General features: G+C 43.0%; 6 protein-coding genes and 4 tRNA genes (1 of these 10 cut by a window edge). 7 read left to right on the top strand and 3 right to left on the bottom strand.

What is annotated here, in order from left to right; genetic code table 11:
- A protein-coding gene (locus DFP75_RS06175) for a retention module-containing protein (protein ID WP_110573339.1) crosses the window boundary here: on the top strand, positions 1–5,714 show its 3' portion. Its footprint begins 1,180 nt before the window's first position; the window shows 5,714 of its 6,894 coding nt (coding positions 1,181–6,894); its start codon lies beyond the left edge, outside the window; the stop codon is at positions 5,712–5,714.
- A gap of 110 nt (positions 5,715–5,824) precedes the next feature.
- On the opposite strand, the gene msrA is transcribed toward DFP75_RS06175, so the two are convergent.
- Complete coding sequence (gene msrA / locus DFP75_RS06170; RefSeq protein ID WP_110573336.1) at positions 5,825–6,484, bottom strand: peptide-methionine (S)-S-oxide reductase MsrA; 660 nt, start codon at positions 6,482–6,484, stop codon at positions 5,825–5,827.
- Positions 6,485–6,768: 284 nt separating this feature from the next.
- Here msrA and DFP75_RS06165 point away from each other — a divergent pair.
- From DFP75_RS06165 to DFP75_RS06150, 4 genes are all read left to right on the top strand, one after another.
- A tRNA-Met gene (locus DFP75_RS06165) sits at positions 6,769–6,845 on the top strand.
- 91 nt (positions 6,846–6,936) lie between these two features.
- Positions 6,937–7,013, top strand: a tRNA-Met gene (locus tag DFP75_RS06160).
- Positions 7,014–7,186: 173 nt separating this feature from the next.
- Positions 7,187–7,263: transfer RNA gene (locus DFP75_RS06155), tRNA-Met, on the top strand.
- Positions 7,264–7,390: 127 nt separating this feature from the next.
- A tRNA-Met gene (locus DFP75_RS06150) sits at positions 7,391–7,467 on the top strand.
- 162 nt (positions 7,468–7,629) lie between these two features.
- Here the strand turns inward: DFP75_RS06150 and DFP75_RS06145 are convergent.
- On the bottom strand, positions 7,630–8,331 hold the full coding sequence (locus tag DFP75_RS06145) for a response regulator transcription factor (protein ID WP_110573335.1): 702 nt from the start codon (positions 8,329–8,331) through the stop codon (positions 7,630–7,632).
- Between the two features lie 140 nt (positions 8,332–8,471).
- Between DFP75_RS06145 and DFP75_RS06140 the strand changes: the two genes are divergently transcribed.
- Both DFP75_RS06140 and DFP75_RS06135 read left to right on the top strand, forming a co-directional pair.
- Complete coding sequence (locus tag DFP75_RS06140) at positions 8,472–9,770, top strand: aspartate aminotransferase family protein (RefSeq protein ID WP_110573333.1); 1,299 nt, start codon at positions 8,472–8,474, stop codon at positions 9,768–9,770.
- Positions 9,771–9,772: 2 nt separating this feature from the next.
- Entirely contained in the window at positions 9,773–10,813 is a 1,041-nt protein-coding gene (locus DFP75_RS06135; protein ID WP_110573331.1) for a phosphotransferase enzyme family protein, read from the top strand.
- A gap of 243 nt (positions 10,814–11,056) precedes the next feature.
- On the opposite strand, the gene DFP75_RS06130 is transcribed toward DFP75_RS06135, so the two are convergent.
- Positions 11,057–12,493, bottom strand: a complete 1,437-nt coding sequence (locus tag DFP75_RS06130) for an amidase (protein WP_110573329.1) — start codon at positions 12,491–12,493, stop codon at positions 11,057–11,059.
- Between the last annotated feature and the right edge of the window lie 23 nt (positions 12,494–12,516).

The following is a 12,516-nucleotide window of genomic DNA, read 5'->3' as shown; positions in this document are numbered from 1 at the left end:
ACTGGACAGTGAATGTTGCGGGTGCAGACCTTGCGGCGGACACCGAGTTCGAGGTTGTCGTGACGTCTTCAGACGCGGCTGGAAACACAGTCGAGAGCAAAGCGACTTCAACTCATACGGTCGATACAACGGTCAGTGTTTATATTGCTTTGGATGACATTACTTCAGACGATATTGTTAATTTGGTGGAAAGTCAGGGGGAAATACTTGTAACTGGTGTGATTGATACTGGCGACTATAGTGATGATGCTGCTATTAATATAGAGAGCTTTATTTTGGTCATCAATGGTAAGGATTACGCTGTAACGGATATTAATCCGCTAGATGGTAGTTTCTCTGTTTCTGTTTCTGGTGCAGATTTACTAAATAACGATCAAATCAATCCTACTAATGTTGAGACAAAACTGATTGGCGTAAAAGTCCTAGCGTCTGATGCTGCAGGAAATATTGTTGACGTTTCTTCTGTTGTTTATAAGTCTGTTGACGGCAAACTTGTGTTTGAAAATCCTAATTATGCTGTTGATGCTGAGGCTCCAAATGCACCTGTTGTTCAGATAATGAGTGATCTTGATGATAATGGATTTATTAATGCAAATGAGCTTAGTGGCGAAATTGATATTACCATTTCTCTCACAGGTACTAACGCTGTTGTTGGTGATACGTTGTCGGTAAATGGATCTATTATTGTTTTAACTCCAGAGCATATTTCTAAAGGTGAGGTATTAACAAGTGTTCCAACTCCTGAAGAGGGGCAAACTCTTACCGTCACAGCAACTATAACGGATTTTGCTGGAAATACCTCAGAGCCTGGTTCAGATAGTGTCATCATAGATACTGCAGCAGATGCTGGTACTGTGATGGTAGCGAGTATCACGGAAGATGACGTGATCAACGCGACTGAAGCGGCAGGCACAGTGACCGTGACAGGTACGGCGACAGGTGGCGATATCGCAGAAGGCGATGTTGTGACTATGACGATCAATGGTGAAGACTACAGCACGACGGTAGATGCGGATGGCAACTGGACAGTGAATGTTGCGGGTGCAGACCTTGCGGCGGACACCGAGTTCGAGGTTGTCGTGACGTCTTCAGACGCGGCTGGAAACACAGTCGAGAGCAAAGCGACTTCAACTCATACGGTCGACATCCAGATAGGTACGCCCACTATTAGCTTGGGCGCTGGTAGTGATTCAGGGGAGTCAGACAGCGATAATTTAACGAATGATAAAACACCTTCTTTTACATTTGGGAATATTGATAACGATGTGACCAGTGTTGAAGTGTTTAATGGCACAACTAAGTTGGGTGATGCCACGAAAGTTCTTGGTATTTGGTTGTTCACTGCTTCCGAAGGTCAGTTGTCAGAGGGACTAAATGATTTAACTGTGAAAGTAACGGATTCAGCGGGTAACAGTTCGACATCTGATCCGTTAACTGTGACGTTGGATACAACCGCTAGTGCAATGATCACTATTGATACAATCGCTAGTGACGGTGTGTTAAATGCACAAGAATCAGGTGGTGTTGTGACGATTACAGGCACTGTTGGCGGCGACGCTGCTGTCAATGATGTGGTGACGCTAACAGTGAACGGTGAAACTTATACTGGCAAGGTTATTGCTGATGAAAGTGGAAACTTAGTGTATAGCATTGGTGTTGCAGGAAGTGATTTGGCAGCGGATAGCGCACGTACAATTGTAGCGAAAGTAACTGGCAGCGATGCTGCGGGTAATGAATTCACAGCTATAAGCGATAGCGCAGACGGTGTTTATACAGTAGATACTGATGTAAAAGCACCCACAATTAGCATAGCTGCGGATGCCAACGAAGATGGTGTTTATAGTAAAGAAGAGCTTGGTGAAAATGGCACAGTGACCGCGACGATCAGCTTGCCAGATGACTTCGATGCGGCTAAAGATACGTTGACTATTAACGGTGAAGTACACACCTTGACGGCAGCTGAAATTGAGGCCGGTGAAGTTGCAGTTGAAATTGATCCAGAAGAAACGATCACAGCTCAAATCACGGATGCGGCGGGTAATGTATCAACTCAAGTGAGCGAGACTGCGCTAGGTGTTGCTCCGATTGCTGATGCGCCTGATGTGTTCATTAATATTGGTGATCTCCTCAGCAGTACAGCGTCTATTACTACTATAAGCGATGGTCAAATTGAAATAACTGTGTCAGATGATGTTGTTTCAGCTAGCGGTGGTACGACGGTCATTAATATTACTAATCCTAATTACAATTCTTCAGGCAATCTTAATGACAATAGCAGCGAAAGAAGCGTGATTGTTGTAAATGGGCAATTAGATGATGTCGTCATCAACGGGCAACATTTACATAATATTAATGGCGGCGGCGGTCTGGATTATCTCTATTTATCAGGCTCTCAAAGTGATTATGTGATTACTGGAGGGGTCAATGTTAATAATGGCCAAAGTAATTTCTATGGCTCAATCAAAGATGCCAATGGTGAATTCACTACTAACTTTAACAATATTGGCGGCATTATTTTTGGTGATGGTTCCTCGTATCAAAACCAATTTACCATTACAGAATCTAGTGGTAGAGAGACCTATGAATTAGATTTGAGTGTCTTGTTAACAGATAGAGATGGTAGTGAAACATTGAGCGCTGTCACCTTGTCGGGCGTACCTGATGATGCAACTATTCAAGGAGGGGGGGCTTATAAACTGGCTAATGGTGATTGGGTTATTGATAACCCTACAGGTCAAGATATTAAAGACTTAGGCTTGACGATTACTGTGTCGCAGAATGTTGTGGATTTCACTATTGAAGCCAAAGCTACATCCACAGAAACCCTTGGAGGTGACAGTGCGGTTGGTTCTGATACCACTGAATTTATCGATGTGGATACCGCTCCAATTATTACTCTTGATGCGAATGTTCTTGATGGTTTGGAGGTATTGACGAATGATTCCGATCTTCTGAATTCAGATCGGTCTTTTTCTACCATAGATTTTTCTCAAGCACTTTCTTTTAATTTTGGTTCTGATGGTCGCGGCGATGTGACGTACGAAATCAAGCTTGATGATTCTTCTATTAACACTGGGCTCATAGCATCAGGTACGGGGGAGGCAATTTCCTTGTCTTTGAATGGCGGTAAATTACTTGGCTTAACTGAAAGTGGCGTAAAAGTATTCCAAGTTACCGTTGACGGTGATGGTAAGGTTTCTATGATTCAATACGAAGCTATTTCTCATCCCGAAGGCTCTAAATCAGATGACATTCTCTCGTTGGAAGACTTAGGTATTAAGTTAGTAATAACGGCGACAGATGCTGACGGTAATACGGCTGACACTGATATTGCTACTACAGAAGTGGATCTTGGAACGCATCTTAAGTTTGAAGATGATACGCCTGCAGACAGCAATTTGGCTGTCAGTGTTGGACGTGAAGCTGAAACCATTTTAATCGGTAGCACGAGTGTTTCTTTTGCAAACCCTGTATTTACTTCTCCATATAATGATGGAACGACAGTTCATACTAATGTATCTAGCGGCAAAATAGAGTGGGGCAAATCTAGCTCTAGTGATACATCCGTATCTTCTTATGCTATATCGGGAGCAGGAGCTGTAACAGTTGAGTCTGGAGAAGCTTTTACATTATTCAATTTAACCCATGTTAATAGTGGTGTTTATACCAATGAATCATCATTAACTAGTGTTAAGGCTGTCGTGAATACCACAGTGAGTATTCATGGTGTGACAGTACCTATTACGGTAGAAGTACTTATTAATCATGATGAAACTTTAAATGATAAGTACCATGTGGATGGTGATTCTGTAACCCTTATTACTAAACAGGTTGAAGTTGAAGTTAACGGTGAAAGCTATATTGTTAGTCTTGATGGCTTCCGTGATGCAGCGACAGGGATTATTTCTGATGTTGTTGTGACGCCAGAACCATCTGATTCTAATGGTACTTATACTGAAAGTTATTCTTTAATTGCTAGTATCGATAAAAGTGATACAGATATCTCTGACGTTATTACTGGGTCAGTCGCCGTTGATATGGGGGCGGATGGCTTTGGAAGTGTTCAATGGAATGAAAGTAAGCTGACAGGTAAGTACGGCACTTTGACTGTTGATGAGGATGGGAATTACAGTTATCAAGTCAGCGATGTTGCTAAGCTAACTGTACAAAGTGGACAGATTGTTCAAGACAGCTTTACGTATGTCGTTACAGATGCAGATGGCGACAGTGTGACACGAACGTTAACAGTTGATGTCATCGGTTCTGACTGGTCATCTATGCCTACACTAAAAGGTGAGTTCTATAACTATAATGAGTCTGGAGGTTTATACGGTAATCTGGATTCCATATCTAATGCGCTAAGTGTTATTGCGACTTCAGAGGCGAACGCAACCTTTAACTCTAGTTCTGTTGATTACTCTCGAGGGAGAGGGGACTTAGGCGCAGCAGGTAACCTTGAAAAATGGTTAGGTAAAGATGCAGATTCTGTAAAATTTTATAGTGAAGCTTCTACAAATGATGCGGTCATAAGATTAACTGGTGGCGTATTGCTAGGCGCGGATACTTATACGATTCGTGTAACAGCTGACGATGGTTATCAGATTAAGATCGGTGGTGATGTCGTTGCATCGGTAAATGGTAACCAGTCTTCCACAACTAATACCTTTACCTTTACTGTGACAGAAGAAAGTCTCCATTCCTTAGAGATTATCTATTGGGATCAAGGTGGTGATTATCAGTTACAGGTAGAGCTTGCTGGTAGTGATGGAATCTTCCATACCTTGGGTAGCCCTGCAATACCTGTTTCTGGATCCGCTTCCAACAATAATGATTACATCACAAATACTTCTGTAGACCAGACGTTCTTTGAAAATGTGTCAGCAACCTTGGATGACCGAATAGCTTCAATAAAAGCGAATGCCGGTGGTGAAGACTACGATAAGGTTCAGGGTAGTTTCAGTGATGGTAATTCATCTGGTTTAATTGGTTCAATATTAGGTCTTGGTGACACAGATAACTCTGGAACAATTGAAGGAGGCAGTTCTAACGATACGATAAACGGCAATAAGGGGAATGATCATATTCTTGGCCTGGGTGGTGATGATCTGCTTATCGGTGGCGAAGGTAATGATTGGCTTGAAGGTGGTGCAGGGAACGATACCTTAGTTGGTTATTCATATAAGTATGTGAGTACAGGATTGCTTTCAGGTGGTTATCAATGGGTCGATGAGCAGGGAGATGACTTATTAGATGGTGGTTCAGGTAATGACTCCTTATATGGCGGCAAAGGGAATGATATCTTATTCGGAGGGACTGGTAATGACACCTTGTATGGCGGTGATGGAGATGATGTTTTAATCGGCGGACCTGGGCAAGATGTTATGACTGGCGGTGCTGGTAAAGACTTGTTTATTTTGACCAATGATAGCGTCGATACCATTACTGATTTCAATGCTAAAGAAGATGCGTTGGATATTAGTGATTTGCTGACTTTGCCAGAAGACGTGAATAGCGCCGACGAAGATGCTGTAACGGCTTATCTAAATGCTCATGTAGAAATTAAGGGTGGGGAGATGAAGATTGATGGCGAGAAGGCTGTGAATTTTGGCTCTGATTCTAAATTCGACTCAAATGGCGTTGATGGTGTTACAACTGCAGATTCCATTAAAGTCATCTACAACGACCAAGAGTACAACATCAATATTGATGGCTAAACTTGCTCTTACATAGAGACCACTAAAAAGGCCGAATCGTTTTGCGACTCGGCCTTTTTGTTTCTGTCACTTATTCAGTTTAGAAAGTGATGATTCCAATTACTTAAAAACTATACGCTTAAGCCGATAGGGCAGCTCACGCCCGTTCCAGCTAGTCCGCAATATCCATTAGGATTCTTGTGAAGATACTGTTGGTGATATTCTTCAGCGAAGTAGTAGGTATCGAGTGGTTCAATCTCTGTGGTGATCATGCCGTGGCCTGCGCTGAGTAGTTCTTTTTGAAATGCTGCTTTGCTGGCTTCAACAATCGGCATATCTTTATCCTTGGTTGTATAGATAACAGAGCGATATTGGCTGCCTATGTCGTTGCCTTGACGCATACCTTGGGTTGGGTCATGATTTTCCCAGAAAACCTTAAGCACGCCTTCTAGTGAGATAACAGAGGTATCAAAAACAACCTGAACGACTTCACTGTGGCCTGTTTGTCCTGAGCAAACTTCTTCGTAGGTTGGGTTGGGTGTGTAGCCGCCAGCATAGCCAACTGAAGTCACGATAACACCAGGTGTATTCCATAGCTTGCGTTCAGCTCCCCAAAAACAACCCATGCCTAAAATGATTTCAGATTCGTTAGGGTTTTCTGTACGGATAAAGGGTTCGTTGTTGACTGCGTGTATGCCTGATATTGACAAGGGTGTGCTTCTGCCTGGAAGCGCATCGTCTTTGCTAGGTATTGTGGATTTTTTAAGAATGGCTTCAATGTTACTGGGCATGTTTGTCTCCTAACCTGTTGGTAGAAAATATGAGATGGCTAACTTTTACCTTCTGGTAGCGGAGGATACAAGTAATTCTCTGGCTAGCGATAGGTTGGCCGTGTTTTTTATCTGAGTTAAATAATGAGGTGGAAATGTATTATTTCAACTATTCGTAGATATATTCTCATGTGGCCTTGACTCTTACATAAATCTACCTATAATACGCACCTCGTTGGCAAGGGTTGAGCAAAATTGCTTAGCCAACAATCATTGATGAATGATTGTTGTTAGCGAAGATTAGTCGCGGGATGGAGCAGTCTGGTAGCTCGTCGGGCTCATAACCCGAAGGTCGTTGGTTCGAATCCGGCTCCCGCAACCATTTTATGTAATAGTTATTAGTTTAGAAACTGTATGTAAAATAAAGGCTAATCGAATGAAATTGTTAGTGATTCTTAAAAGAATTAATTTGTCGCGGGATGGAGCAGTATGGTAGCTCGTCGGGCTCATAACCCGAAGGTCGTTGGTTCGAATCCGGCTCCCGCAACCATTTTGAAAAGGTCGTTGGTTCACTTTTTAATTAAGAAAAGGCTCCCGCAACCATTTTGAAAAGGTCGTTGGTTCACTTTTTAATTAAGAAAAGGCTCCCGCAACCATTAATTTAGTCACCAATTTCTTAAGTGAAAAAGATAAAATCTAAGCGAAATTTATCGTTTAGCATGGCGCGGGATGGAGCAGTCTGGTAGCTCGTCGGGCTCATAACCCGAAGGTCGTTGGTTCGAATCCGGCTCCCGCAACCATTTTGAAAAAGGTCGTTGGTTCACTTTTTAAATAAAAAAAAGGGCTCCCGCAACCAAATGCATTAATGTTTGGCTATGTTTTTATCTTTCATATCTGCATATAAACTATCTAAATAGTTTAATCTGTCGCGGGATGGAGCAGTCTGGTAGCTCGTCGGGCTCATAACCCGAAGGTCGTAGGTTCGAATCCTGCTCCCGCAACCATTTCAAATTTGTTCAATCCATTCCTTTAGTAAGAAATCCTTTCTTACATTAAATTCAAAACATTTATTCTTAAGCAGCAATGATTTTCTTGTTGTGGCTTAGCTTTTCTTTTATCTCACACTAATTCCATCTATTTTATTGTTTTATATGACTTTAATTACCTTATTTCTGTAGTTCCGACATGATTTTTGCTGTTAGCTCGGTTCTAGATTGCACCGCCGTTTTTTTGAAAATATGGTTTAAATGGGTTTTAAGAGTCGCTAACCCCATTTCTATGTGTTTGGCTATTTCTTTGTTGCTTGCACCTGATATCAGCATTTCCAAAACATCTAATTCTCTGTCCGTTAGGCTATATCGGCTTTGTAAATCAGTACGTTCTTGTTCTCGTTTTGGAAGGTAAACCGAGTTTAAACTGTATTCCATGAAAGAATGAATAGAGTGCATTAGTTTTATTTCTTGTTGGGTAAAGTCGTTCTGAGACTGAGTCCTTAATAAGCTAATGACGGCAATAATGTCATTTCGTGAGTTACGAAAAAACATATCTAAGACGTACCTGTGTTGGTATTTCTGCATAAATTCAAGGTAGTAACGATGATTCATTAAACGTTCGGTTGAGATCTGAGCGCTTAGCGTGACAATTCTTTCGTTGGAGTGTTTGAAGAGGCTTGGGTGAAGCGGGTCAATCGCAAAATAAGTAGCGTTGTAGGCTTTTTCAATATCAGAGGGGGCGTTTGAAAGGTAGGTGCCTTGGTGTTTCATATCTGGCTGTACCAAGAAAAACACAGACCCGCTCACCGGAATAAGGTCGTTGATCAGTTCAAGGCTCTTGGCCTGAAATAAACTAGGAAATTGGTTGCCCTGCAAACTGTTACCACCAAATTATTTAATTATAGTTCATTGGTTTGATTCTACTCCTGTTTGTGTCAACCATCTGGTTGATACTCTCATTGATTGAGTAGTACTAGAATGTAGCTTCTATTTTACGGTTTTTTGTAGGTGCTACAATGGAAAGTCAAACAGAGTTGTTATTACAACGACGCTTCAACACTATTGGTAAGTACTCGCCATTATTTTATGAGCAACCGATTCATCTTGCTCGTGGCGAAGGGGTTTGGTTATACGATACGGACGGCAACAAGTTCTTAGACTGCTATAACAATGTGCCACATGTCGGGCATTGTAATTCAAGAGTGGTTAATGCCATCACTCAACAAGCCAGTACCCTCAATATTCATACTCGGTATTTACATGAAAATATTGTTAATTACCTTGAGCGATTGACCTCTACCTTTTCAGAACCTCTAAATGCGGCGATGCTGACATGTACGGGCAGCGAAGCAAATGAGCTGGCATTGCGTATGGCGCGATTCTTGTCTGGCTCGCAAGGCATTATAGTGACTGATGCCGCTTATCATGGAAATACCGAAGCAGTTGGTGAATTGGGTACAGGCTTTATGCCCGAGGCACAAACGACAAAGCGTGTGCGTTCCTTTCCTATTCCAGATACCTATCGGGGTCTTCCAAATGTCCCACCAGAAGCGTTAAAAGACGCTTATCTTAAACACATTGAAGTCGCGATTAATGCCTTTCAAGAAGAGGGGCTTGGTGTGGCTGGTATGTTGGTGTGTCCAGACTTTGCCAACGAAGGCTTGTTAAATATTCCAGAAGGGTTTCTTGAAGAAGCCGCAGCTTTGGTACGTGCTGCGGGCGGCTATGTCATTTTTGATGAGGTTCAAGCAGGCTTTGGCCGAACGGGCAAGCACATGTGGGCGCATCAATGGTATGACGTGGTGCCAGATATTGTCACCATGGGCAAACCAATGGGTAACGGCTTTCCTTTGGCGGGTATTGTGTCTAATTTAGACAACGTAAATGCCTTCACCAAACACGCTATGTATTTTAATACGTTTGGCGGAACACCGGTTGCCTGTGCCGTTGGTAACGCTGTTTTAGATGCACTGGAAGAAGATAACTTATTAGAAAATGCCGTCACGACAGGGCAATACGTCACTGAAGGTCTACTTAATTTGCAACAAGAGTTTGACTTAATCGGTGATGTGCGAAGCCGAGGTATGTTCTTTGGTGTGGAGTTGGTTCTAGACAAAACATTAAAAACGCCAGCAAAAAAACAAGCTAAGCAGATTGTTAATTTGATGCGTCATCATGGCGTGTTGATTAGTACGATTGGACCTGATGACTCTGTTTTAAAAATCCGCCCCCCAATGCCATTTAAACCTGAGCACGCAGACATTCTGTTAAACGCTCTTGCTAAGGCGTTCACTGCTGTTTCAGAAGAGGTATAAATATGACAACTCAAATCGATCCCCGTTTAGCACAGTTAACAGCGGCCGCCGAAGCGTCAATGTCACATTGGGGGCTGGAAGGTTCTACTTTAGACCTGATTAAATTTCGCGAGAACGCTGTATATAAATTGACAACGAAAGAGGGAGAGCGCTTTGCACTGCGTATTCATCGTCCTGGTTACCATGATTATGCGGCATTGCATTCCGAACTTCAGTGGATGAGTGCATTGTCTGATTTTGGTATTGAAACGCCTGAGGTGATAAGAACGAACGCAGGGGAATTGATGACCAAGGTGATTATTCCTGAAACCAATGAAGATGTGTATGTTGACCTGTTTGGTTGGGTTGATGGGACGTCTCTTGGGGCTGATGAAGGCGTGTTGTTAACCGCTGAAGAGAGTCGTGCGATGTATCACACAATTGGTGAGATTGCCGCTCAGTTGCATAATCAGTCTTCAACTTGGACTTTGCCTGAAGGGTTCAAACGTCACTCTTGGGATCTCGAAGGCTTGGTTGGCGAAGCGCCGTTCTGGGGGCGCTTTTGGGAGTTAGAACTACTGACTTCGGAGCAAAAAGATAAAATAGAAAAAGCCAAAACTAAAGCCACTGAGATGTTACAAGGCATTGAAAAAACGCCTGATAACTATGGTTTGATACATGCGGACTTTGATCCTCATAACATAATGATAGAGGATGGGAAAATACGCCCGATTGATTTTGATGATGCAGGGTTTGGTTGGTACATGTTTGAGTTGGCCACGGCTTTATATTTTAAGCAAACAGAACCACATTATGACGTCATAAAGGCTGCCGCGATTGAAGGGTATCGTTCTAAGCGCGACCTACCGGAAGAAGAGCTCGCGTTACTTGATCTGTTCTTAGTGTTGCGTGGCTTTACTTACCTTGGCTGGATTCGTAGCCGACAAGAAACTCAAACCGCAAAAGAGCTGGCAGGGGATTTGATTGAGCGTGCTATCAATCAATCTAATCAGTTTTTAGCTTGGGCTGATCAATATCAAACACGCCCTAGTAAGCTTGCTTAGTGGGTCAGAATGTCAAATAAACGTTACTGAAATGCTTCGGTAGTTGGCTAATGAAAAGGTTGCTTTGTGAAGAATGGAGCAGCCTTTTATTTTGTCTATCGATAATGCCATAGCAATGGTTATTAAAGGGACACCACAAGGCAAAGTAGGTGTAAACCAAAGGAGCAAGCTACAGCCAAAAAAATACCCCGAACAAACTATTCGGGGTTTAAAGGGAGGTGAATCAAGAATCGAAAAAGGCAGTTATAAACAAGCGTTTAATTTTGGTCGGTTATTAAACCAAGGTTGTGCAGCTTCGAGCTGTGCAGCAAGAGAGAAAAGGGTTTCTTCATCGCCAAACCGTCCTGCAAAGTGAGCACCAATTGGTAAGCCATGTTCCGTCCAATAAAGCGGAACCGACATAGCCGGTTGTCCTGTGGCATTGAAAAGACACGTGTAAGGCGAATAGCTGTGATAATTCTGAATCATATCATCAGCAGACTTGCTCTCATCCATCACGTCCAGCGTGCCAATGAGTACCGATGGTTTAGCAAGTGTTGGTGTCAAAATGACATCATAGTCCGTCATGTAATTAGCGAAAGTACGCCCTAACGCATGCATGGACTCAATGGCTCTAACGTATTGAATCGCACCTATGTCACCTTTTTCACGAATCATTATGCGTGTGTGAACTTGCAACTCTTCTAATGAAACAGGTGTGCCACGCATTTGCCCTAAAAGTTCTACATAGTTTTTGGTATTAGTGCCAATGATATCGAAACACTGATCAAAGAACTGATACAAATCGACAGGTAAGACAGTTTGAGTAACCTTGTGTCCTAGGCTTTCACACAGTTTTGCGGCATGCCTAACAGCGGCCAATGACTCAGGTGAACTTGGCCATGGGTCCATACTTTCTACCAAGGCGATACGCAGTGGTCGAACTGGTGTTTTGGTTGCATCAAGAAATGACATGGATTGACCTGGTGAAGCATAAGGAGCACCGAGATCCATGCCAGCAGTAAGATCCATCAAGGCTGCGCTGTCTCTTACCGAAAGAGAGATGGCATGAGCGGTTCCGAACCCTCCCCATCCTTCGCCCACTAAAGGGCCATTTGGCATACGGCCACGGCTTGGTTTCATACCAAAAAGACCACAACAGGAAGACGGCACTCGAATGGATCCACCGCCGTCATTGGCATGAGTAAAGGGCACAACACGAGCGGCGACCAGTGCGGCTGAACCACCACTTGACCCGCCACAGCTGTAATCTGTATTCCATGGGTTACGGGTTGGGCCAAAGCGAGTAGATTCCGTCGTATAAGATGCCCCAAATTCAGGAGCCGTACTTGTACCAATAAACGTACAGCCTGTTTTGCGTAGGCGACTAACAAGATTATCATCCATGCCTGGACGAGCATCACCAAGTGCGTGTGAGCCATTGGTCATGCGGGCTTCCGCTACAGGTGCAAACAAGTCTTTGACAAACGTTGGTACACCAGAGAATAGGCCGTCGGATGGCGTTGCTTTTCTTGCAGAGTCATAGAGCTTTTCTGCAATGGCATTAATTTCTGGATTCACTTTTTCTGCACGCTCAATGCAGCACTCTAATAGTTCAGTGGACTTGATCTCGCCTTTTTTGATGAATTCAGCAAGTCCTATACCATCATGGGTGTCGACTAGGTTGTGTATGTCTTTCATAAAAATATCCACTTAAAAAAGGG

It is taken from the genome of Marinomonas alcarazii (assembly GCF_003208215.1).
GTDB classification, from domain to species: Bacteria; Pseudomonadota; Gammaproteobacteria; order Pseudomonadales; family Marinomonadaceae; genus Marinomonas; species Marinomonas alcarazii.
This window is presented reverse-complemented; position numbering and strand designations above follow the sequence as displayed.